The sequence below is a fragment of the Ruegeria sp. SAZD011 genome (genome assembly GCF_059612545.1).
In genome coordinates this window covers 1-21,114 of record NZ_JBXWQU010000022.1, presented here as the reverse complement: position 1 = coordinate 21,114, position 21,114 = coordinate 1, and the positions used below count along the sequence as shown (strand labels likewise).

The 21,114-nt window shown below is 65.5% G+C and carries 24 protein-coding genes; 19 read left to right on the top strand and 5 right to left on the bottom strand.

Features of this window, described 5'->3' with window-relative positions; translation table 11 throughout:
- Positions 1-4: 4 nt before the first annotated feature.
- The 4 genes from AC2FLM_RS08735 to AC2FLM_RS08720 form a co-directional block, all read right to left on the bottom strand.
- Positions 5-760 (bottom strand): anti-sigma factor family protein, encoded by a 756-nt coding sequence (locus AC2FLM_RS08735; protein WP_496857281.1) that lies wholly within the window; start codon positions 758-760, stop codon positions 5-7.
- Positions 757-1,275, bottom strand: a complete 519-nt coding sequence (locus AC2FLM_RS08730) for a sigma-70 family RNA polymerase sigma factor (RefSeq protein ID WP_496857279.1) — start codon at positions 1,273-1,275, stop codon at positions 757-759. The genes AC2FLM_RS08735 and AC2FLM_RS08730 overlap by 4 nt, the downstream gene beginning before the upstream one ends.
- A gap of 15 nt (positions 1,276-1,290) precedes the next feature.
- Entirely contained in the window at positions 1,291-1,671 is a 381-nt protein-coding gene (locus AC2FLM_RS08725; RefSeq protein WP_496857277.1) for a COG4315 family predicted lipoprotein, read from the bottom strand.
- 102 nt (positions 1,672-1,773) lie between these two features.
- Positions 1,774-2,838 (bottom strand): YeeE/YedE family protein, encoded by a 1,065-nt coding sequence (locus AC2FLM_RS08720; protein WP_496857275.1) that lies wholly within the window; start codon positions 2,836-2,838, stop codon positions 1,774-1,776.
- A gap of 169 nt (positions 2,839-3,007) precedes the next feature.
- Here AC2FLM_RS08720 and AC2FLM_RS08715 point away from each other — a divergent pair, with 169 nt between their 5' ends.
- The 4 genes from AC2FLM_RS08715 to AC2FLM_RS08700 all read left to right on the top strand — a co-directional run bounded on the left by AC2FLM_RS08715 (position 3,008) and on the right by AC2FLM_RS08700 (position 6,964).
- Positions 3,008-4,243, top strand: coding sequence for an MFS transporter (locus AC2FLM_RS08715; RefSeq protein ID WP_234139766.1), 1,236 nt, complete (start codon positions 3,008-3,010; stop codon positions 4,241-4,243).
- 4 nt (positions 4,244-4,247) lie between these two features.
- Complete coding sequence (locus AC2FLM_RS08710; RefSeq protein ID WP_234184259.1) at positions 4,248-5,642, top strand: MATE family efflux transporter; 1,395 nt, start codon at positions 4,248-4,250, stop codon at positions 5,640-5,642.
- Positions 5,642-6,520 (top strand): 50S ribosomal protein L11 methyltransferase, encoded by an 879-nt coding sequence (locus AC2FLM_RS08705; protein WP_496857272.1) that lies wholly within the window; start codon positions 5,642-5,644, stop codon positions 6,518-6,520. The genes AC2FLM_RS08710 and AC2FLM_RS08705 overlap by 1 nt, the downstream gene beginning before the upstream one ends.
- Before the next feature lie 99 nt (positions 6,521-6,619).
- Positions 6,620-6,964, top strand: a complete 345-nt coding sequence (locus AC2FLM_RS08700) for a hypothetical protein (protein WP_234220543.1) — start codon at positions 6,620-6,622, stop codon at positions 6,962-6,964.
- An 82-nt stretch (positions 6,965-7,046) separates the two neighbouring features.
- On the opposite strand, the gene AC2FLM_RS08695 is transcribed toward AC2FLM_RS08700, so the two are convergent.
- Entirely contained in the window at positions 7,047-7,265 is a 219-nt protein-coding gene (locus AC2FLM_RS08695; protein ID WP_234172618.1) for a DUF1127 domain-containing protein, read from the bottom strand.
- A 331-nt stretch (positions 7,266-7,596) separates the two neighbouring features.
- Between AC2FLM_RS08695 and ruvC the strand changes: the two genes are divergently transcribed.
- The 15 genes from ruvC to AC2FLM_RS08620 form a co-directional block, all read left to right on the top strand.
- Complete coding sequence (gene ruvC, locus AC2FLM_RS08690; protein WP_234139761.1) at positions 7,597-8,094, top strand: crossover junction endodeoxyribonuclease RuvC; 498 nt, start codon at positions 7,597-7,599, stop codon at positions 8,092-8,094.
- Positions 8,091-8,765, top strand: coding sequence for a Holliday junction branch migration protein RuvA (ruvA, locus tag AC2FLM_RS08685; RefSeq protein WP_496857269.1), 675 nt, complete (start codon positions 8,091-8,093; stop codon positions 8,763-8,765). Before ruvC ends, ruvA begins: the two co-directional genes overlap by 4 nt.
- A gap of 46 nt (positions 8,766-8,811) precedes the next feature.
- Positions 8,812-9,837: a Holliday junction branch migration DNA helicase RuvB gene (gene ruvB, locus AC2FLM_RS08680; protein WP_234139759.1), complete on the top strand. Its 1,026-nt coding sequence runs from the start codon at positions 8,812-8,814 to the stop codon at positions 9,835-9,837.
- Positions 9,838-10,016: 179 nt separating this feature from the next.
- Positions 10,017-10,643 carry a hypothetical protein gene (locus AC2FLM_RS08675; RefSeq protein WP_496857267.1) on the top strand — a complete coding sequence of 209 codons (627 nt, stop codon included), beginning with the start codon at positions 10,017-10,019 and terminating at the stop codon, positions 10,641-10,643.
- Positions 10,640-11,023 carry a tol-pal system-associated acyl-CoA thioesterase gene (gene ybgC / locus AC2FLM_RS08670; protein WP_234139757.1) on the top strand — a complete coding sequence of 128 codons (384 nt, stop codon included), beginning with the start codon at positions 10,640-10,642 and terminating at the stop codon, positions 11,021-11,023. The genes AC2FLM_RS08675 and ybgC overlap by 4 nt, the downstream gene beginning before the upstream one ends.
- A gap of 107 nt (positions 11,024-11,130) precedes the next feature.
- Positions 11,131-11,826 carry a protein TolQ gene (tolQ, locus tag AC2FLM_RS08665; protein ID WP_234139756.1) on the top strand — a complete coding sequence of 232 codons (696 nt, stop codon included), beginning with the start codon at positions 11,131-11,133 and terminating at the stop codon, positions 11,824-11,826.
- A 3-nt stretch (positions 11,827-11,829) separates the two neighbouring features.
- Complete coding sequence (tolR, locus tag AC2FLM_RS08660) at positions 11,830-12,309, top strand: protein TolR (protein WP_234172621.1); 480 nt, start codon at positions 11,830-11,832, stop codon at positions 12,307-12,309.
- 9 nt (positions 12,310-12,318) lie between these two features.
- Positions 12,319-13,485 carry a cell envelope integrity protein TolA gene (gene tolA / locus AC2FLM_RS08655; protein ID WP_496857264.1) on the top strand — a complete coding sequence of 389 codons (1,167 nt, stop codon included), beginning with the start codon at positions 12,319-12,321 and terminating at the stop codon, positions 13,483-13,485.
- Positions 13,482-14,801, top strand: coding sequence for a Tol-Pal system beta propeller repeat protein TolB (tolB, locus tag AC2FLM_RS08650; protein WP_234172623.1), 1,320 nt, complete (start codon positions 13,482-13,484; stop codon positions 14,799-14,801). The genes tolA and tolB overlap by 4 nt, the downstream gene beginning before the upstream one ends.
- A 91-nt stretch (positions 14,802-14,892) precedes the next feature.
- The gene (gene pal / locus AC2FLM_RS08645) at positions 14,893-15,405 is read left to right on the top strand and encodes a peptidoglycan-associated lipoprotein Pal (protein WP_234143004.1); all 513 of its coding nucleotides are present in this window, start codon (positions 14,893-14,895) and stop codon (positions 15,403-15,405) included.
- Positions 15,406-15,409: 4 nt separating this feature from the next.
- Positions 15,410-16,225 (top strand): tol-pal system protein YbgF, encoded by an 816-nt coding sequence (ybgF, locus tag AC2FLM_RS08640; protein ID WP_234220530.1) that lies wholly within the window; start codon positions 15,410-15,412, stop codon positions 16,223-16,225.
- On the top strand, positions 16,216-17,475 hold the full coding sequence (gene tilS, locus AC2FLM_RS08635; RefSeq protein WP_496857261.1) for a tRNA lysidine(34) synthetase TilS: 1,260 nt from the start codon (positions 16,216-16,218) through the stop codon (positions 17,473-17,475). The genes ybgF and tilS overlap by 10 nt, the downstream gene beginning before the upstream one ends.
- 78 nt (positions 17,476-17,553) lie before the next feature.
- Positions 17,554-19,467 (top strand): ATP-dependent zinc metalloprotease FtsH, encoded by a 1,914-nt coding sequence (gene ftsH, locus AC2FLM_RS08630; protein ID WP_496857259.1) that lies wholly within the window; start codon positions 17,554-17,556, stop codon positions 19,465-19,467.
- A gap of 115 nt (positions 19,468-19,582) precedes the next feature.
- Positions 19,583-20,158: an MOSC domain-containing protein gene (locus tag AC2FLM_RS08625; RefSeq protein WP_496857257.1), complete on the top strand. Its 576-nt coding sequence runs from the start codon at positions 19,583-19,585 to the stop codon at positions 20,156-20,158.
- A gap of 165 nt (positions 20,159-20,323) precedes the next feature.
- On the top strand, positions 20,324-21,114 hold a 791-nt coding region (locus AC2FLM_RS08620; RefSeq protein ID WP_496857255.1), incomplete at its 3' end, for a formate--tetrahydrofolate ligase.

Here is a 21,114-nt window from a genome sequence, read left to right as displayed (position 1 = left end):
GCTGCTACAGCAGCTGCTCATAGGCGCTTGTGGCCATCTGGCGCAGAGCGTCGCGGGGCAGGGCGCCGGTCAGGACAAATCCCAGCCCGCCCTCGCCCCAGTGCAGGCTTTCGGTCTGCCTGTCTCCACCAAAGCGAAAGGCGCTGTCGCCCGCCTCTTGCTGCGCCACATAGAGCGTAATCCGCAGACCTTGGGCGTTCTCGTACATGTAGAGCCCGGCCACCCGGTCGCCTGCTGGCAGGACACGCCCGCCCATCAGGGCAAACCCCGAGGCCGACAGGTCCGGCGGGCTGACCGGCGCGCCGATGCGCTTGGACATCCAGCTGTCCATATGGTCGCGCTGGCTGGCGGGTACCTCGACTGGATGCACAACCTCGACCACATAGGTGTTATGCGCGGTCAGCGCCGCATCGGCCAGCGCCGGGGCGGGGGCGGGGGCGCCCAGCCGGGCATGTCCGGCCCAGCCGCCTGCCAGACCCAGCGCCAGCAATGCCATGGCCGCCAGCGCCTGCCGCAACAGCGGCGCGCGCGGCGCAGGGGGCGGGCGCAGGGCCTCGCGCAGCCGCGCGGGCACCGGTTCGGCATCGGTCTCGCCGTAAAGCGCGCGGATCTCGGCATTCTGCCGCGTCCAATCCTCCAGCAGCGCCTGCGCGCGCGGATCCAGCGCCAGCCGCGCCTCGAGCGCGGCGCGCTCGGCGGGTGGCAGCGCATCCTCGAAATAGGCGATCAGCTCTTCGTCGCACAGCGGGTCCTGGGTCATACGCCTTTACCCCTTTGGGCCGGGCCGGCGGAGGGTTCCCCGCGCCCGGTCATGGTTCTCAGATTGGCCCGCGCGCGCGCCAGCCGCGACATCAGCGTGCCCTTGGGGATGTCGAGCGCCGCCGCCGCCTCGTCGAAACTGGCCCCTTCCAGCGCCACGAGCAAGAGCGCGCGGCGCTGATCCTCGGGCAGGCGGGCAATCGCGGCCTCGGTCTCGCGCAGGGCCATATGGCTGTCCTGACCGGCGGGATGGGCCGGTTCCACCACCAGATCCTCGACCGCCACCAGATGGCCCGCGCGCGCCGCGCGGCGGCGCAGGTCGCGATGCCGGTTGATCAGGATGCGAAACAGCCAGGCCCGGAGGGAGCCGTCCGGGCGGCGGCCAGCAAGACCCGCCACCGCCCGTTCCAGGCAATCCTGCACCAGGTCGTCACCCGCCTCGCGGTCCCGCATCAGCGCATGGGCATAGCGGCGCAAGTCGGGGATCAGGGCTTCGATCTGGTCGCGGACCGCCATTCAACCGCTCCGCCGTCAGGGACGGGCCAGATGCCAGACACCCTTGACCCCGTCACCAGTGATGTCACCGGCCTTGGCATCCTTGACCCAAGTGTAGAGCGGCATGCCCTTGTGGGTCCACTGGCGCGAGCCGTCGGCGCGCAGCACGATCCCGAAGGCGCCCTGCGGGCGGGCGGTATTGGCGGCCTCGAGCGGCGGCCATTTCGCCGCGCAATCGTCATAGCAGTTCGACACCGCGGGCATGTCCTTGTCAAAGGTATAAAGCGACAGGCCATTGCCATCGGTCAGCACCGCGCCCTTGGCGGTATCGCCAGTCTGGATTGCGTTGGCAGCGAGGGCGGATGTGGCAATGGCCAGCGACAGGGCGGCCAGGGCAAGGCTGGGTTTCAGGGTCATGTCGGGTGTCCTTCTGATCTCACTCAACCGGTGCCTCATGCAACCGGCAGAACAAAGGACGCCTCTGCGCCGCAAATAATCCCTAGCCTCGCGTTTTCGTGATCAGGCGACCCGGGCGCTTGCGGTGCGCTGGTCGATCAGGAAATCGGTGGCCATGGCCCCCACCCACATGAAGAACAGCGCAGCCCAGGCGGTGCCGACAAAGATCGAGCCGCCGGTCACGCCCGCACCGATGGCGCAGCCGCCCGCCAGCATGCCGCCGAACCCCATCAGCGCCGCGCCGATCATCGCCTTGCGCATGGTGACCGGCCCGTCGAAGGCCTGGATCTTCATCTCGCCCGCCAGCGCGGCCGCGATCATCGCGCCGATGAACACGCCCGGTACCAGTCCGACGTCGAATTCCAGAACCGCGTTGCGGTCGAGAAAGAACATCAGCGTATGCGCCGATGGCCCGGTAAAGGTGGCGCTTTCGATCTGCACCGGTTCAAAGGCCACCTGACTCAGCGCATAGGTCAGCACCCAGCCCAGCGCGACGGCAAAGCCCACGCCCGAGGCAAAGACCAGCCGCGCCGCGCCGATCCGGTGGCGCCGCGCGAGCACCAGCGCCAGCACCGCGCAGATCAGGCCCAGCACCAACCCGCCGTATTCCGGCAGGCCAAAGGTGGTGAGCAGGTTCATGTTGCGCCCGCCCTCGGTGATCCACAGCGCCGCCAGCTTGTCGCGCAGCGGTGATAGCAGGCCCGAAAGGCTCATCTGTGCGACAACTGCAAAGATCAGCCCGGATACCACCGAGCGCAGGTTGCCGGTGGCCGCCAGCACCAGCAAGCGCCCGGAACATCCGCGCGCCAGAACCATACCGGCGCCGAACATCAGCCCGCCGATGATCGCCCCCGACCAGCTGCCGGGCACCGCCATCATACGGGCATCGGCACCGTTCATCAGCCCCATCAACTGCGCCGCCTGCACCCAGACCAGCGCCGTGGAAAAGGTCAGCAGCCAGACCGCCACCTTGTCCTCCATCCGGCCACGGGCAAATTCGACCGTGGCCGCGCGCAGGCAGAATCGCGACCGCTGTGCCGCGACACCAAAGGTGATGCCGGTGATCAACCCGAACAGGGCGGCGGTGGGGGCTTCGCCGATGCGTTCGACAAGGCTGACAAGATCCATGACGCTCTCCGGGCTGCAAAAGTTGCGCCGTTATAGCGACACATTCCGATATGTGATTTGATTTAGGTCATGCGGCGACGCCGGACCGGGCTGCGCGCTGATGCAGAGCGATTGTGCAGTGCGGGCTTTGCTCTCGCCAAGGCGAGGGAATGGGCGTAAGGCATTTGCCATGTTCCGACCCGTTCCCCTGTCCCAGGCCGCCGGCCTGCCGTTCTGGCGCCGCCCCGTCACGCTGTTGTTCGCGATGGCCATTGCCATGCCCATCGCCTTCAACGCGTGGAGCGCGCTGCTCAACAACTTTGTCATCGAGGTGGCGAATTTCGACGGTGCCGATATCGGTCTGCTGCACACGGTGCGCGAGATACCCGGTTTTCTGGCCGTCGGCGTGATCGCGGTGATCCTGGTGATGCGCGAGCAGGTGCTGGGGTTGATCTCGCTGATGTTGCTGGGGGTGGCCACGGCGGTCACCGCCTGGTTTCCCAGCCTGGGTGGCCTCTTGATGGTGACCCTCTTCAGCTCGATCGGGTTTCACTATTACGAGACGGTGAATCAGTCGCTGCAACTGCAATGGCTGTCCAAGGACCGCGCGCCGCAGATGCTGGGCTGGCTGGTGGCCACCGGATCGGCCTCGACGCTGGTGATCTATGGGCTGATCGTGCTGACCTGGGACCGGTTCGAGCTGAGCTATAACACGGTGTTCATGGCGGCGGGCGGGTTGACCGTGGTGATCGCCCTCTTTTGCCTGCTGGCCTATCCGCAGTTCGATGCGCCGACGCCGCAGACCAAGAAACTGATCCTGCGCCGGCGCTACTGGCTTTACTACGCGCTGCAATTCATGGCGGGTGCAAGGCGGCAGATCTTTGTGGTCTTCGCAGGCTTCATGATGGTCGAGAAGTTCGGGTTCGACGTGCACGAACTGACCGGCCTCTACCTGATCAACCTGGTGATCAATATGGGGGTCGCACCGCTTTTGGGTCGGGCGGTGGCCCGGTTCGGGGAACGGCGCACGCTGATATTCGAGTATGCCGGCCTGGCGATGGTCTTTGCCGCCTATGGTGGCATCTACTGGTTCGGCTGGGGCGTAATGCTGGCGGCGATCCTTTACGTGATCGACCATATCCTGTTCGCCTTGGCGCTGGCGCTGAAGACCTATTTCCAGAAGATCGCCGACCCGGCCGATATCGCGCCGACCGCCGCCGTTGCCTTTACCATCAATCATATCGCGGCGGTGTTCCTGCCGGTGCTGCTGGGTCTGCTGTGGGTGGTGTCTCCTGCGGCGGTGTTCGGGCTGGCGGCCTGCATGGCGCTGATCTCGCTTGGCCTGTCGCTGCTGATTCCACGTCACCCCGAACCGGGCAACGAGACGGTGCTGTCGAAATACATGCCCGCCGCCCCGGCGGAATAGCCGGATGGAGCGGCGCGGGCGGTTCCTGAGCGGCTCGACCATGGGGCATGTGATCCGCATGACCCTGACCGGCGCGATGGGGATCACCTTTGTCTTTCTGGTCGATGCGGCCAATCTCTACTGGATTTCCCGGCTGGGGGATCCGCGCCTGATGGCGGCGATCGGCTTTTCCTTTGCCATCCAGTTCCTGTCGGTCAGCGTCGGTATCGGGCTGATGATCGGCGCGGTGGCGCTCATTTCTCGCGGGATCGGGCAGGGGCGGCGCGGGCTGGCACGGCGGCATGCCACGGCGGCGATGCTGCTGGCCTTTGCCATCCAGAGCCTTGTCGGCCTCGTCATCTTTGTTTTCCGTCATCAGATCGTTCAGCTATCGGGCGCCAGTGGCGAAACGGCGGAACTGGCGGCGCGCTATCTGGCGCTTTCGGTGCCCTCGCTGGGGGTAATGGCGGCGGGTATGGTCGCCAATGGCGCGCTCAGGGCCGAGGGGGACGGCATGCGCTCGATGTCGGTGACGCTGACATCGGGCGGGGTGGCGATGGTGATCGACCCGTTCCTGATCTACGGGCTGGAAATGGGGCTGGACGGCGCCGCGCTGGGCGTGGTGCTGTCGCGGTTCGTCATGCTGGCGATGGCGTTCCGCTTTGCCACGGGGCCGCATGACCTGCTGGCCCGGCCCCGGCGGCGCGACCTGCTGGCCACCTGGCGCCCGTTCATGGTGATCGCGGTGCCCGCCATCCTGACCCAGCTGGCCGCCCCGGTTGGCAATTACATCCTGACCTCGGTCATGGCGCAGTTCGGCGATCAGGCGATGGCGGGCTGGGCCGTGGTGGGGCGGCTGACGGTGGTGGCCTTTGGCGGCATCTTCTCGTTGGCGGGGGCCATCGGCGGTATCTTTGGTCAGAATTTCGGCGCCGGAGAACATGCGCGCCTGCGCAGCACCTATCGCGACGCGGTGCTGTTCGGCCTTGGCTATACGCTGGTGATGTGGGCGGTGCTGAGCCTTGCTGCCCCCGGTATCGGCTCGGTGTTCGACCTGCAAGGCCCCGCGCTCGAGGTGCTGCGCGCCTTTACCCATGTCGGCGCGGGCGGATTTGTCTTTGCCGCGCTGCTCTTTGTCTCGAACGCCGCGTTCAACGCGCTGGGCAAGGCGCGGCGGGCGACGCTGACCAACTGGCTGCGCGACGGGGCGCTGACGCTGCCCGCCGCGCTCTGGCTGGCGGGAGCCTACGGGGCAACCGGCGTGATCTATGCGCAGGCGCTGTGCAGCTTTCTGGTGGGGGTGGGGGCGTCGTTCTGGGGCTGGCGGTTCGTCGTTGGCCTGGGCCGCCGTCACCTGCCACGGCTTGACCTCGCGCCGCCACGGCCCTACGCGCATCCTGACAGATACAGGAGACGCTGATGCCCACCTTTACCGCGCTGACCACCCTGACCGGCAAATCCCAGGCCGAGGCGCTGGGCGAGGCGATGGAGAGCCTGACCCCCGAACCCACCGGTATCGGCGTGTTCGAGCTGGAGGACGGCTCGGGCCTGTGGGAAGTCGGCGGCTATTTCACCGAGACCCCCGACGATACCGCGCTGGCGCTGTTGGCGGCGGTGCATGGCGCCCAGCCCTTCGTGGTGTCGGAGCTGCCCGAAACCGATTGGGTCGCTCATGTCCGGCGCGAGTTGTCGCCGGTCGAGGCGGGGCGCTTCTTTGTCTATGGCAGCCACGATGCCGACAAGGTGCCAGCGGATCGCATCCCGCTGCTTATCGAGGCGTCGATGGCTTTTGGCACCGGCCACCACGGCACTACGCTGGGCTGTCTGCGCGCGCTGGACGGGCTGATCGAGCAGGGGTTCACTGCCGCCAAGGTGGCCGATATCGGCTGCGGCACCGCGGTGCTGGCGATGGCGGCGGCGCGGGTCTGGCAGGGCGATTTCCTGGCCTCGGATATCGACGCGGTCGCGGTCGAGGTGGCCGAAGCCAACCTCAAGGCCAACGGCATGGAGGGCGCGGTCACCTGCCTGGAGGCGGCGGGCTTCGACCATGACGAACTGGCGGCGCATGCGCCCTATGACCTGATCTTTGCCAACATCCTGAAAGGGCCGCTGGTGGCGTTGGCCCCCGATCTTGTGGCCCATCTGCGACCCGGCGGTTATGCGATTCTGTCCGGCATCCTGAACGAACAAGCCGATGATGTGATCGCGGTTTATGCGCAGGCCGGAACCAATCTTGTCGATCGCGGGGTGATTGGTGACTGGACCACGCTGTTGCTTCGCAAAATCGACGCAATTTAGGCCAGTTTTACAGGCATTTTAGGCATGGGCCTTGGTTTTGCCTCATTTCGACCGTAGCTTGGTTACAACGCTGGTGGGGGCCGGTGTATGGAGGCTGCCATGGTCGATAACAATGTCGACTTCGACCAACGCATTCGTCGACTGAACAAGAAACACGCGGCCCTGTCGCGCGGCTATACCGCCCGCATGCGCAAGGATGGGTTGATCGAGCTGAAGCCGCGCCGCAGCGGTGGTCGCTCGCCATTCAAGGCGTTGCTGATGCTGTGCATCGCGGTTCTCGCCTTCAAGGCATTTCTCTTGGCCAGCCTCGGCCCGGATAGCTATGACGCCCGCCTGTCGCGCTTGGCAGAAGGTACTCCGGTCGAACAGGCCGGAGCCTGGGTGATGCAGGCCGATCCGGCAAGCCGGTTCCTGGCCGAACAGATCGGACCCATTCTGCGCTGATTTCCCTCGGCAAAGAAAAAACGCCGCATGCATCTTAGGGTGCATGCGGCGTTTGCTGTTGTCCCGAGGGAGCGGGATGAACTTAGTAAACGGTCTTGCCTGCGGCGACGGTGTCGATGTCGGCGCGGCTCAGGCCGATATCTTCCAGCTCGCGGTCGCTCAGCGCGGTCAGCGCATTGCGGGTCGCGCGGGCGTCGTTCCAAGCGGCAAACGCGGTTGCGATGGTGGTGCCAAGAGCAGCGAAACGGCCAACGAGGCCGAAGGAGCCTTGAGCGAAGCGGGTGGTGTCCAGTGCGGCCATATCCGTGCGTCCTCTATAGGGTTGTGAGTAGTGGTCGTTGTTTCAGCCGGGCATCTAGGCGCCGAAAATCGACAACGCAAGCGCGCAAATTGCATGTTGGACATGCACTGTGCGCATAGGTCAAAATCGCCGAAACCCTTATGAAATATTGGGTAAATCGACTGTGAAAACCTGTCGTTTTCTGCGTCGCAGCATGTCGGTTTTGTGCAGGAAGTCGAAAACGGGATCCGAGGCGTCGGAATCATGCGTGAGCGTAAAGCGCTTGGAAAATGTTCCCCTTTCGTGCTAATTCGTGAAAAAAGTTACAACAACGGGCGGGCAGGGCAGACACATGCGTATACTTGGCATTGATCCAGGCTTGAGAACGCTGGGCTGGGGCGTGATCGAGTCGCGGGGCAGTCGGCTGTCGCATGTGGCCAACGGGCTGTGTCATTCCGATGGCGACGATCTGGGCGAGCGGTTGTTGTCGCTGCACAATCAGATCGTCGAGGTGATCGCCGCGCACCGGCCTGATCAGGCGGCGATCGAACAGACTTTCGTCAACAAGGACGGGGCGGGCACGCTGAAGCTGGGTCAGGCCCGCGGTGTGGCGCTGCTGACGCTGGCGCAGGCCGGCTTGCCTGTTGGCGAATACGCTCCGAACCGGGTAAAGAAGACGGTGGTGGGCGTAGGCCACGCGGAAAAGGAACAGGTCATTCACATGGTCAAGCTGCAATTGCCCGGCTGCCTGCCCAAGGGGGCGGATGCGGCGGACGCGCTGGCCATCGCCATCTGCCACGCCTATTACGGAGGCGCGAAGGCGCTGAGCCAGAGAGAGGTGCGGGCATGATCGGCAAGCTGACGGGGCGGCTCGATTATCGTGCGACCGACCATGTGCTGATCGACGTGCGCGGGGTCGGCTATATCGTCTATTGCTCGGATCGGACGCTGGCGGCGCTGCCGGGTGTGGGCGAGGCGGTGGCGCTGTACACCGATATGGTGGTGCGCGAGGATCTGATGCAGCTTTATGGCTTTTTGTCGCTGGCCGAGAAGGAATGGCACCGGCTGTTGTGCTCGGTCCAGGGGGTCGGGGCCAAGGTGTCGCTTGCCATTCTGGGCGCATTGGGGCCGGACGGGGTCAGCCGGGCGATTGCGCTGGGCGACTGGGCCTCGGTCAAGTCGGCCAAGGGCGTGGGCCCGAAAACGGCGCAACGCATCGTGCTCGACCTTAAGGACAAGGCGCCGGGGGTTATGGCGATGGGCGGCACGGTGGCTCAGGCAATGGAGGGCTCGGCAGAGGTGGTCGAGGTGATCGAACCCACCGCGTCGGCGCCGCGCAAGGCCGCGCCGCCCAGCGGTGCCGGTGCGGCGACCGCAGGTGCCCTGTCGGCGCTCTCGAATCTGGGTTATGGCCCCTCGGATGCCGCCGCCGCCGTGGCGCAGGCCGCCGCTGAGGCGCCGGAGGCGGGAGAGGCAGAGCTGATCCGCGCGGCGCTGCGCCTGCTCGCGCCCAAGACATGAGGCGCGCTCGATCCGCCCTGGCGGGCGTCCTTGCGGGAGATGACAGATGACCGACGCCGATCCAACCCTGCGGCCCGACCCGTTGCCCGAGGACAATGACCGCGCCCTGCGTCCGCAGGCGCTGGACGAATTCATCGGTCAGGCCGAGGCGCGGGCCAATCTGCGCATCTTCGTGCAATCGGCCCGCCAGCGCGGCGAAGCGATGGATCACACGCTGTTCCACGGCCCGCCTGGCCTGGGCAAGACCACGCTGGCACAGATCATGGCGCGCGAGCTGGGGGTGAATTTCCGCATGACCTCGGGGCCGGTTCTGGCCAAGGCGGGGGATCTGGCGGCGATCCTGACCAATCTCGAGGCGCGCGATGTGCTGTTCATCGACGAGATCCACCGGCTGAACCCGGCGGTTGAAGAGGTGCTCTATCCCGCGATGGAGGATTTCGAGCTGGACCTGGTGATCGGCGACGGGCCCGCCGCGCGTACCGTGCGGATCGAGTTGCAGCCCTTTACCCTGGTCGGGGCGACCACGCGGATGGGTCTGTTGACCACGCCGCTGCGCGACCGGTTCGGCATACCGACCCGGCTGCTGTTCTACACGGTGGATGAGCTGTTCGAGATCGTCAGCCGCAATGCGCGCAAGCTGGGCGCTCCTGCCGACGAGGCGGGCGCGCGCGAAATCGCGCGGCGTGCCCGCGGCACCCCGCGAATTGCCGGGCGCCTGCTGCGCCGGGTGGTCGACTTCGCCGTGGTCGAGGGCGACGGGCGCATCACCCGCGAACTGGCCGATCACGCGCTGACCCGGCTGGGGGTCGACCAGTTGGGCCTTGACGGCGCCGACCGCCGCTATCTGCGGCTCATCGCCGAGAATTACGGCGGTGGACCGGTGGGGATCGAGACCCTGTCAGCGGCTTTGAGCGAGAGCCGGGACTCGCTGGAAGAGGTGATCGAGCCCTATCTGTTGCAGCAGGGATTGATCCAGCGCACCCCGCGCGGGCGCATGCTGGCGCAGAAGGCCTGGACGCATCTGGGCCTGGACGCGCCGCGCCCGCCGGGGCAGAGCGACCTGTTCGGCTAGGGATGGGGATGTGCAAGGGGGCGCTGCCCCCACCTACAAAATTCGTCGAATTTTGTAGGCTCCCCCGGAGTAATTTTGGCAAAGTGAAGGGGCGAAGGCCGCATTTCTGCCCCGGCGGGGGTGGACCTTGGCGTCGGTTTCGACAAGAAACGGGGCGCCTTTTTGCGGAGCCGCCTGCCATGTTGACCCCCGAGACGATCGAGACCCTGTTCACCCGCGATGACGGCAGCTTTCAGTTTGCCCGCTGGGGGCGGCCTGTGGTGCCGATCGTGTTCGGGGTCGAGGATGAAACGCTCTCGGTCGTGAAGGGCGCTTTCGAGGCTGTGATGGCGCTGGCGGGCCACAAGATGGCCGAGACCGATCCTGAACTGGGGGCCAATTGCATGGTCTTCTTCTTTCGCGACTGGGAGGAACTGTTGGCGGTGCCCGATCTGGATCGGTTAATCCCGGATCTGGCGTCGCTGGTTGCGCGGTTGGTGGGCGCGGGCGCCAACCAGTATCGCGCCTTTCGCTTTGACGAGGCAGGTGCGATCAGGGCGGCCTTTGTCTTTGTGCGGATGGATGCGCAGATGGCGCAGCAGCCGGCCGAGACGTTGGCGCTGGTCCAGGTGGTGCAGGTGATGCTGCTCTGGTCCGAGGCGGCGTTTCGAGAACAATCACCGCTTGCGTTGGCCGGTGACGCAACGATCCTGCGCCCCGAGATTGCCGGGCTGATCCGTGCGGCCTATGATCCGATCCTGCCGGGGGCGGCGCGGGACGCCTCTCATGCGCTCAGACTTTTTGCCCGCATGGAGCGCCCGCAATGACGCATGTCTTTCCCGTTCGGGTCTATTACGAAGACACCGACATGGGCGGCATCGTCTATCATGCCAACTATTTGCGGTACATCGAGCGGGCGCGCTCGGACTGGGTGCGCAACCTGGGCAACGACCAGAACGCGATGCGCGAGGCCGGGCTGGTCTGGGTGGTGCGCAAGATCGAGGCCGAATACCTGGCGCCCGCGCGGTTCGAGGACGATTTGACGGTGCTGACCGAGGTGGTCGCACTGTCAGGGGTGCGATTGACCATGGCGCAGAGCGTCCGGCGCGGCGAGACCGAGATCTTTCGGGCCACCGTCACCGCCGTCTGCATGAACGGCGAGGGACGCCCGGTGCGTCTCCCGGCGGAGATTCGCGCATTGCTGTAACAATTTTCGGCGCCTCTGCTGTTCTGTTGGAAATCGCCGGGAATCTGCTATAGCGTCGTGCGAAACAAGGCCGGAAAACCGGTCATAGGGCAATAAAGAGCAGGTTCATGGAAACAGAAGCCCTGGCATTGGCGCAGGAAATCGATTTCTCGATGTGGGGGCTTTTTGCCCGCGCGACGCTGACGGTCAAACTGGTCATGCTGTTGCTGCTTCTGGCATCGTTCTGGGCCTGGGCCATTATCATTCAGAAACACATCCTGTATCGCGCGACCCGGCGCGAGGCGGACCGGTTTGATCGGTCTTTCTGGTCGGGCGAGCCGTTGGACGAGTTGTTTGAACAGATCGGGACGGATCCGGAGGGCAGTTCCGAGAAGATATTCGCCGCCGGCATGATCGAATGGCGTCGCTCGCATCGCAACGACGGCGGCCTGATCGCCGGGGCGCAGGCGCGCATTGACCGGTCGATGGACGTGGCCATCGCCAAGGAGGCCGAAGGGCTGCAACGCGGCCTGCCGGTGCTGGCGACGGTCGGGTCGACCGCACCCTTCGTGGGTCTTTTCGGCACCGTCTGGGGCATCATGACCGCCTTCATCGAGATTGCCGAGCAGCAGAACACCAACCTGGCCGTGGTGGCGCCGGGCATCGCCGAGGCGCTGCTGGCCACCGGTCTGGGCCTCTTGGCCGCGATCCCTGCGGTCATCTTCTACAACAAGCTCAGCGCCGACAGCGACCGGATCGTTGCGGGCTACGAGGCGTTTGCCGACGAGTTCGCCACCATCCTCTCGCGTCAGCTGGACAGCTGAGCCATGGGGGCCGCGGTTCAGCAATCCGAAGGCGGGTCAGGCGGGCGTCGGCGCGGGCGCCGTCGCGGACGCGCCCGGCCGATGTCCGAGATCAACGTCACCCCGTTTGTCGACGTGATGCTGGTGTTGCTGATCATCTTCATGGTGGCGGCGCCGTTGATGACCGTCGGGGTGCCGGTCGAACTGCCCAAGACCGCCGCCGGCGCGCTGCCCTCGGATGACGAGGAACCGCTGACCGTGACCGTCACGGCAGCGGGTGAGGTGCAGATCCAGACAACTGCCGTGCCGCGTGACGAACTGGTTGCGCGTCTGCGTGCCATTGCTGCCGAACGCAGCAGCGACCGCGTCTATCTGCGCGCCGATGGCGGTATTCCCTATGCCCAGGTCATGCAGGTGATGGGGGCGCTGAACGCGGGCGGATTTTCCAATGTCGGGTTGGTCACCGATACCGGCGGACCACGGCTCGACAGTGGCGGAGAGTGAGGCAGCGGTTTGCAGACCGGCACCAAGATTTCCGCGCTCGCCCATGTCACGTTGGTTGCATGGGCCTTTCTGGGCGGTGCCTTCCGCTCGGATCCTTTGCCTTTCGAGGTGCAGGAGGTTTCGGTCATTTCGGCCGAGGAGTTCGCGGCGCTGAGCGCGCCGCGCGAGGCGCCCGAGATCATTCCTCAGCCCGTCGAACCGGAACAGCCTACCGCGCCCATCGAACAGCCGGCGCCGGTGGAACCAGCGCCCGAGCCCGAGCCGGAACCGGTGCGCCCCGAGCCACAGCCGGTGGCCCGGCCCGAACCCGAGCCCGAACCTGCGCCGCAACCGGTGGAGCCCACACCGGAACCGCAGGTGCCCAGCGAGGCGCCCAGCCTGGAACGGCCAGAGCCTGAAACGGTGCTGTTGCCGGAACCGCCGGGAAAGCGCCCCAAACCGCGCCCGGTTGAGCGCGTCGCCCCGGAACCGGTGGCAGCACCGCCGCCCGATGCGCGCCCGGATCCAGTCGAAACCCCGCCCGTGAGTGCCGAGCAAGGGGCCGAGACGCCGCAGCCCGAGCAGCCCGCCACCGCACCCGAGGAGGCGACCGACCGGATTGAACCCGAGGCCGATCCGACGGCCGAGGTGGCGCCGTCGCGCTCGCCCCGCCCGAAGACGCGCCCGCAGCAGCCCACGCAGACAGCCGAGACCAAGCCCACGGCCACACCAGAGGCAAAACCCGCAGCAAAACCCGAGGCGAATCCGGCACCTGCCAGCCAGGCCGCCGAGACCCGCAGCGCGGTGAACGATGCCTTGGCCGAAGCGCTGGCCGCGACCGAGGAACCGGCCGCCGCACCGGCTCCCACCGGCCCGCCGTTGACCAGCGGCGAGAAGGACGCGCTGCGCGTGGCGGTGTCGCAATGCTGGAACGTGGGCTCGCTTTCCAGCGAGGCGCTGAGGACGACAGTGGTGGTTTCGGTGCGGATGAATGCCGACGGCACGCCCGATACCGGCTCGATCCGCATGATCGAAAGCTCTGGCGGATCGTCGGGGGCCGCGAAACAGGCCTACGAGGCCGCGCGCCGTGCTATCATCCGTTGCGGGGCAAAGGGCTATAAACTTCCCAGTGAAAAATATGATCACTGGCGTGATATCGAAATGACATTCAATCCCGAGAGGATGCGGATCAAATGATGAGATTTCTGACCAGCCTTGTTCTGGGTGCAGCGCTGCTGGCCGGAGCGGCCCAGGCGCAGAACCAACCGCTCAGGATCACCATCGATGAGGGGATCATCGAACCCTTGCCCTATGCAGCGCCGAATTTCGTGCCCGACAGCGCCGCCGCCGCCGAATACGCGGTCGAGATCGCGCGTGTCGTCGCCGCGGACCTGACCGGAAGCGGCCTGTTCCGCGAGATCCCGTCCAGTGCCTATATTAGCCAGGTCACGTCGTTCGATGCGCCGGTGCAATTTGCCGACTGGAAGGCGATCAACGCGCAGGCGCTGATCACCGGTGCGGTCAGCGTGTCGGGCAACCGGCTGACAGTGCGGTTCCGCCTGTGGGACGTGTTCGCCGGGGCCGAACTGGGCAGCGGCCTGCAATTTGCAGGCACGACCGACGGCTGGCGCCGCATGGCGCACAAGGTGGCCGATGCGGTCTATAGCCGGATCACCGGCGAAGGCGGCTATTTTGACAGTCGCGTCGCCTTCGTTTCGGAAAGCGGACCCAAGGACCAGCGCCGCAAGCGGCTGGCGATCATGGATTACGATGGCGCCAACGTGCAGTATCTGACCGACAGTTCGTCGATCGTGCTGGCGCCACGTTTCTCTCCCTCGGGCGACCGCGTGCTTTATACCAGCTATCAGGGTGGCTTTCCGCGCATCCACATCCTGGACGTCGGCCAGGTGCAACAGCGCGTCTTGCAAAGCCAGGACGGCACCATGAGCTTTGCGCCGCGCTTTTCGCCCGATGGTCAGACGGTGCTGTTCTCGCTGGCTCAGGGCGGCAATACCGACCTCTATGCGATGAATATCGCCTCGGGGCAGAGCACCCGGCTGACCAGCGCCCCCTCGATCGAGACCGCGCCCAGCTATTCCCCGGATGGCAGCCGTATCGTGTTCGAAAGCGACCGATCCGGCACGCCGCAGCTCTATGTCATGTCCGCCTCGGGCGGCGAGGCGACCCGGATCAGTTTCGGTCAGGGCCGCTATGGCACGCCGGTCTGGTCGCCGCGTGGCGACCTGATCGCATTCACCAAGCAGAGCAAGGGCCGGTTTCATATCGGCGTGATGCGCACCGATGGCAGCGAGGAACGTCTGTTGACCGCCTCGTTCCTGGATGAGGGGCCGACCTGGTCGCCCAATGGGCGCGTCATCATGTTCACCCGCGAGACGCAGGGCGCCAGCGGGCGCGCCGCGCTCTATTCCGTCGACATCTCGGGCCGCAATCTGCGCCCGGTCCGCACCCCCGATGGCGGCAGCGATCCTTCGTGGTCGCCGCTGCAAAAGTAAACCCCGGATTTCCCCACCTCGGTTCGCGTTCACATGGGCGAGCCGATGTGGTATGAAAGAGCCAACAAAAAGCATAGGCGAGGCACCTGAAATGAACGTATTGAGCAAGCTTGCCGCCCTGGGCGCGCTGGTGGCCTTGGCCGCCTGCACAAATCCCGAGGATCTGGGCGATGGGAATTCCGTCGATCTGAACGGCGCCGGCACGGGCGTCGGCAGCGGACTGGTGAGTGATCCGACCTCACCGGCCTATTTCAATCAGGCAATCGGTGATCGTGTCCTGTTTGCCGTCGATCAGTCGACACTCAGCGCCGAGGCGCAGGCAACACTGGGTGCGCAGGCGCAGTGGTTGCTGACCAACACCGACTATACGGCCACCATCGAAGGCCATGCCGACGAACAGGGCACCCGCGAATACAACCTCGCGCTCGGCGCCCGCCGCGCCAACGCGGCGCGCGAGTATCTGATCTCGCGCGGGGTGGCCGGCAGCCGGCTCAAGACTGTGAGCTATGGCAAGGAACGCCCGATCGAGATTTGCAGCGACGAGGCCTGCTATTCCAAGAACCGCCGTGCGGTGACGGTTCTGACGTCGGATCTGACGGGGTAAGCGGATGAGAGTTGCAGGCGCGGTTCTGGCGGTTTCACTTGCGTTTGCGGGGCAGGCCCCGGCGCAGGATCAGCAGACCCTGGCCGATATCCGGCAGGAACTGACCGTCCTGCATGTCGAGGTGCAGCGGCTAAAGCGCGAGTTTTCGACCACCGGATCGCCCTCGCCCTCGGCGGCGGGGGGCACGGTGTTGGAGCGGGTGGATGCCATCGAGGCCGAATTGCAGCGACTTACCCGGCTGACCGAACAGCTCAATGCCCGGATCGACCGGGTGGTGGCCGATGGCAGCAACCGGGTGGGCGATCTGGAATTCCGCCTGTGCGAACTGGAAGCCGATTGTGACATCTCGACCCTGTCCCAGGGCACAACCTTGGGCGGCGAAGCGCCGGCGACACCCGCTGCGGCGCCGCAACCCAGCCAACCACAGACCGAGCTTGCGGTGGGCGAACAGGCCGAGTTCGACAGCGCCAGCGAGGCACTCGCGGCGGGCGACTATGCAAAGGCGGCGGACCTTTTTGCCCAGTTCGAGGCCTCCTATCCCGGCAGTCCGCTGGCCGCCGAGGCGCATCTGAAACGCGGTAAGGCACTGGACGGAACGGGCGACACCCGCGAGGCGGCCCGCGCCTATCTGGCCAGTTTTACCGGTGACAGCACCGGGCCGCTTGCCGCCGAGGCGCTTTTCCAACTGGGGGCAGCGCTGGGTCGACTCGGCCAGACCAGCCAGGCTTGTATCACGCTTGGCGAAGTATCGGTCCGGTTCCCTTCGGCGGCTGCCGTCGCCGAGGCAAATCGGGAAATGTCCTCGCTGGGGTGCTCTTGAGGGCTGGCGGCCAGAACCTCGTCGATCATCTCAGGGCGCAGTTCTCCGCCCAGCCGCCCCGGCGGCTGGGCGTTGCCGTTTCCGGGGGCGGGGACTCGATTGCTCTGATGCATCTGCTGGCCCGCAGCTTCCCGGGTCGTGACGTCACGCTGCTGGTCGCGACGGTCGACCATGGCTTGCGGCCCGAGGCAGCCTCCGAGGCGGCGCTGGTCGCCCGCCAGGCCGCTGGCCTGGGTCTGTCGCATGAAACCCTGCGCTGGACCGGCTGGACCGGCGAGGGCAATCTTCAGGACCAGGCCCGCCGCGCCCGCTATACGCTGCTGACCGAATGGGCGCTGCGCAACCGTGTGACCACGCTTGCGCTGGCTCACACCGCCGACGATCAGGCGGAAACGCTGCTGATGCGGCTGAGCCGGTCCGCCGGTGTATCCGGGCTTGCTGCCATGGCGCCGCGACGCATGCAGAACGGGGTGGTGCTGGTGCGGCCCCTGTTGGGGATCACCCGCGACTCGCTGCGCAACTTTTTGCTTAGCGAAGGCATCGGTTGGGCCGACGACCCGTCGAACGAGGATGCCCGTTATGACCGCATCAAGGCGCGCCGGGCGCTGGCGGATTTGGCGCCCTTGGGCATCGACGCGCAGGGTCTGGCAGAGGTGGCCGCCAACATGGCCCGCGCGCGCGAGGCACTGGATTGGTACACCTTTCTGGCGGCGCGCGACCTGACCCGGATCGACGGCGGCGACGTCCTGCTGGAGCCGCGCGGTTTTCGAACCCTGCCCGATGAGATCGCGCGACGGATGCTGTTGCATATCGTCGGCTGGATCGGTGGCGGCGAATATCCGCCGCGCCGCGCCGCGGTGGCAGAGGCGCTTGCCGCGCTGCGCCACGAGCGTTCGGGCCAGTTGGGGGGGTGCCTGATCCTGGGGCAGGGGCGCCGTATCCGGTTTTGTCGTGAACACAAGGCGGTCGAAACCCTCACCACCCCGCAGGGCGAATTGTGGGATGGCCGCTGGGTGCTGCGCGGCCCGGTGGTCAAGAACGGAGAGCTGCGCGCTCTGGGCGCGGCGGGGTTGAAACTCTGCCCGGACTGGCGCCTGACCGGGCGCCCCCATGCGGCACTGATCGCCAGCCCGTCGGTCTGGAGCGGGGACACTCTGATCGCCGCGCCACTGGCCGGATTGACCAATGGTTGGACTGCCGAATTAGAAAGCGGCGAAGAAGACTTCTACGCGTCCCTTTTATCGCATTGAACCTCGCCCGATCCTCTCTATTTTAAGAAACAAGCTGGCTGCGGAGTTCCGCGGCCGGAAAGTATTGGGAGAATGTCCTTGGGCAACGCACGTAACATCGCCTTCTGGGTCGTCCTTTTCCTGTTGATTCTTGCCCTGTTCAACCTGTTCAGCGGGTCGGGCGGAACCTTGCAGAGCCAGGAAAAGACCTATTCCGAATTTGTCAGCGCCGTCGACGAAGGCAATGTGACAAAGGTGATCCTAGACGGTGAGCAGATCCGCTACCGCACCACTGACGGTCGCGATTTCGTCACCATCAAGCCTGGCGATGCCGAGGTGACGACCCTCTTGATCGACAAGAACATCCCGGTGCGCGCCGAAAAGCAGCAGCAATCGGGGTTCCAGTCCTTCCTCATCACGCTGTTGCCGTTCCTGCTGCTGATCGGGGTCTGGGTCTATTTCATGAACCGGATGCAGGGCGGCGGGCGCGGTGGCGCCATGGGCTTTGGCAAGTCCAAGGCCAAGATGCTGACCGAGAAGCATGGCCGCGTCACCTTTGACGATGTCGCGGGTATCGACGAGGCCAAGGAAGAGCTGGAAGAGATCGTCGAATTCCTGCGCAACCCGCAGAAATTCAGCCGTCTTGGTGGCAAGATTCCCAAAGGCGCGCTGCTGGTGGGCCCTCCGGGCACCGGTAAGACGCTCTTGGCGCGCGCCATCGCGGGCGAGGCGGGCGTGCCCTTCTTCACCATTTCCGGCTCGGACTTCGTGGAAATGTTCGTGGGGGTCGGTGCCAGCCGCGTGCGCGACATGTTCGAACAGGCCAAGAAGAACGCGCCCTGTATCGTGTTCATCGACGAGATCGACGCCGTGGGCCGTCATCGGGGCGCCGGTTATGGCGGCGGCAATGACGAGCGCGAACAGACGCTGAACCAGCTGCTGGTGGAAATGGACGGGTTCGAGGCCAACGAAGGCGTCATCATCCTGGCCGCCACCAACCGCAAGGACGTGCTGGACCCCGCGCTGCTGCGTCCGGGCCGGTTCGACCGTCAGGTCACCGTCGGCAACCCCGACATCAAGGGCCGCGAGAAAATCCTGGGCGTACACGCGCGCAAGACCCCGCTAGGCCCCGATGTCGATTTGCGCATCATCGCGCGCGGCACGCCCGGCTTCTCGGGCGCCGATCTGGCCAACCTCGTGAACGAAGCGGCGCTGATGGCCGCCCGCGTGGGCCGGCGTTTCGTGACCATGGAGGATTTCGAGAACGCCAAGGACAAGGTCATGATGGGGGCCGAGCGCCGCTCGATGGTGCTGACCCAGGACCAGAAGGAAAAGACCGCCTATCACGAGGCGGGCCACGCGGTGGTGGGGCTTGCCCTGCCGATGTGCGACCCGGTCTACAAGGCCACGATCATCCCGCGCGGCGGCGCGCTGGGCATGGTGGTCAGCCTGCCGGAAATGGACCGGCTGAACTGGCATCGTGACGAATGCCAGCAGAAACTGGCGATGACCATGGCGGGCAAGGCTGCCGAGATTCTCAAATACGGAGAGGATCACGTGTCCAACGGTCCGGCGGGCGACATCCAGCAGGCCAGCCAACTGGCCCGTGCGATGGTGATGCGCTGGGGCATGTCCGACAAGGTCGGCAATATCGACTATGCCGAGGCGCATGAGGGCTATTCCGGCAATACCGCCGGTTTCTCGGTCTCGGCCCATACCAAGGAGCTGATCGAGGAAGAGGTCAAACGCTTCATCCAGCAAGGCTATGATCAGGCCCATGCCATCCTGACCGAACGCCGCGACGACTGGGAACGTCTGGCCCAGGGTCTGTTGGAGTACGAGACCCTGACCGGCGACGAGATCAAGCGGGTTATGAAGGGCGAGCCTCCCCATGCCGACGACGACGAGGATCAGGGCAAGGATCAGGGCAACGCCGCCAGCGTTACCGCGATTCCCAAGACCAAGCCCAAGGCGCCGCCCACCGGCGGAATGGAACCTGAACCCACCGCCTGATTTCGATCAGACCAACATCAAAAGGCCCGGCATCCCCCCGGGCCTTTTCATTTCGGCTGGTCGCCGACAGCAAGGCGGCTAAGGTTGCGGCCGTTACAAATGGGAGAGTGTACGAATGCCGGTTCTTGAGAAAAGCGGTTATGTGGGCCGGGTCGATTGGCTGGGCTGGGTGCCTGCGGGCGGGGTGCTGCGAGCAGAACCAGTCGATATGCTGGAGCTGAGCTTTTCCGGGGTCACAGGCGAGCGGCACGAGGGCGCCACGCGTCCCTCCTGTGTACGGGTGCGCAACCTCTATGACCGCGATACCGAGATCCGCAATGTGCGTCAGCTGACCATTCTGTCGGCCGAGGAACTGGCCGCCATCGCCACTGAAATGGGGTTGGACCGGCTCGACCCGGCCTGGCTCGGCGCCTCGATCGTGGTCAGCGGCATTCCCGATTTCACCCATGTACCGCCCTCCTCGCGTTTGCAGAACGGGGAGGGAACCACGCTTACCATCGACATGGAAAACCGCCCCTGTGTCGTGCCGGGACGCGAAGTCGAGGCCGACAAGCCCGGTCATGGCGCTGCCTTCAAGCCCGCGGCACGGGATCGGCGCGGCGTCACCAGTTGGGTCGAACGCCCCGGTACTCTGCGGCTGGGCGATGAACTGACGCTGTTCATCCCTGATCAGCGTCCATGGATGCCATAAGCGGCACAGGTTTCCGAAACGTCACCCGCGAAATCGGCCCGCGACGTTTCGCGTCGCGAATATGTCGGAATCCACATCCTGCCGGTGCAAATGCGACGTTACTGCTGTCACCAGCCCGGCGCGTGTGCGCCGGTATACCAGGACATCAAGCGGGGGATCGCACCCATGGCGTATAAGAGTGACATTGAGATAGCGCGCGAGGCGCGGAAGTTGCCGATTTTGGAGATTGGCGCGAAGCTTGGGATCGGGTCTGAGGATCTGCTGCCTTATGGCCATGACAAGGCGAAGGTGAGCCAGGGGTTCATCGATTCGGTTCAGGACCGCGCCGATGGCAAGCTGATCCTGGTGACGGCGATCAACCCGACGCCCGCGGGCGAGGGCAAGACCACGACCACGGTGGGTCTGGGCGACGGTCTGAACCGGATCGGCAAGAACGCGATGATCTGTATCCGCGAGGCGTCCCTGGGGCCGAACTTCGGCATGAAGGGGGGGGCTGCCGGGGGCGGCTATGCGCAGATCGTGCCGATGGAAGAGATGAACCTGCATTTCACCGGCGATTTCCACGCGATCACCAGCGCCCACAGCCTGCTCAGCGCGATGATCGACAACCACATCTATTGGGGCAACGAGGCCGATATCGACACCCGCCGGGTGGTGTGGCGTCGTGTGGTGGACATGAACGACCGGGCGCTGCGGCAGATCACCTGCTCGCTGGGCGGGGTCTCGAACGGCTTCCCGCGCGAGGCGGGCTTCGACATCACCGTGGCCTCGGAAGTGATGGCGATCCTGTGCCTGGCCAAGGATCTGAAGGACCTGGAAAAGCGCCTGGGCGACATCATCGTGGCCTATCGCCGCGACAAGAGCCCGGTCTATTGCCGTGACATCAAGGCCGAGGGCGCGATGACCGTGCTGTTGAAGGACGCGATGCAGCCCAACCTGGTGCAGACGCTGGAGAA

Coding starts and splice junctions, on each gene's coding strand:
- AC2FLM_RS08735 (WP_496857281.1), bottom strand. CDS start 760: ATGACCCAGGACCCGCTGTGCGACGAAGAGCTGATCGCCTATTTCGAG.
- AC2FLM_RS08730 (WP_496857279.1), bottom strand. CDS start 1,275: ATGGCGGTCCGCGACCAGATCGAAGCCCTGATCCCCGACTTGCGCCGC.
- AC2FLM_RS08725 (WP_496857277.1), bottom strand. CDS start 1,671: ATGACCCTGAAACCCAGCCTTGCCCTGGCCGCCCTGTCGCTGGCCATT.
- AC2FLM_RS08720 (WP_496857275.1), bottom strand. CDS start 2,838: ATGGATCTTGTCAGCCTTGTCGAACGCATCGGCGAAGCCCCCACCGCC.
- AC2FLM_RS08715 (WP_234139766.1), top strand. CDS start 3,008: ATGTTCCGACCCGTTCCCCTGTCCCAGGCCGCCGGCCTGCCGTTCTGG.
- AC2FLM_RS08710 (WP_234184259.1), top strand. CDS start 4,248: ATGGAGCGGCGCGGGCGGTTCCTGAGCGGCTCGACCATGGGGCATGTG.
- AC2FLM_RS08705 (WP_496857272.1), top strand. CDS start 5,642: ATGCCCACCTTTACCGCGCTGACCACCCTGACCGGCAAATCCCAGGCC.
- AC2FLM_RS08700 (WP_234220543.1), top strand. CDS start 6,620: ATGGTCGATAACAATGTCGACTTCGACCAACGCATTCGTCGACTGAAC.
- AC2FLM_RS08695 (WP_234172618.1), bottom strand. CDS start 7,265: ATGGCCGCACTGGACACCACCCGCTTCGCTCAAGGCTCCTTCGGCCTC.
- ruvC (WP_234139761.1), top strand. CDS start 7,597: ATGCGTATACTTGGCATTGATCCAGGCTTGAGAACGCTGGGCTGGGGC.
- ruvA (WP_496857269.1), top strand. CDS start 8,091: ATGATCGGCAAGCTGACGGGGCGGCTCGATTATCGTGCGACCGACCAT.
- ruvB (WP_234139759.1), top strand. CDS start 8,812: ATGACCGACGCCGATCCAACCCTGCGGCCCGACCCGTTGCCCGAGGAC.
- AC2FLM_RS08675 (WP_496857267.1), top strand. CDS start 10,017: ATGTTGACCCCCGAGACGATCGAGACCCTGTTCACCCGCGATGACGGC.
- ybgC (WP_234139757.1), top strand. CDS start 10,640: ATGACGCATGTCTTTCCCGTTCGGGTCTATTACGAAGACACCGACATG.
- tolQ (WP_234139756.1), top strand. CDS start 11,131: ATGGAAACAGAAGCCCTGGCATTGGCGCAGGAAATCGATTTCTCGATG.
- tolR (WP_234172621.1), top strand. CDS start 11,830: ATGGGGGCCGCGGTTCAGCAATCCGAAGGCGGGTCAGGCGGGCGTCGG.
- tolB (WP_234172623.1), top strand. CDS start 13,482: ATGATGAGATTTCTGACCAGCCTTGTTCTGGGTGCAGCGCTGCTGGCC.
- pal (WP_234143004.1), top strand. CDS start 14,893: ATGAACGTATTGAGCAAGCTTGCCGCCCTGGGCGCGCTGGTGGCCTTG.
- ybgF (WP_234220530.1), top strand. CDS start 15,410: ATGAGAGTTGCAGGCGCGGTTCTGGCGGTTTCACTTGCGTTTGCGGGG.
- AC2FLM_RS08625 (WP_496857257.1), top strand. CDS start 19,583: ATGCCGGTTCTTGAGAAAAGCGGTTATGTGGGCCGGGTCGATTGGCTG.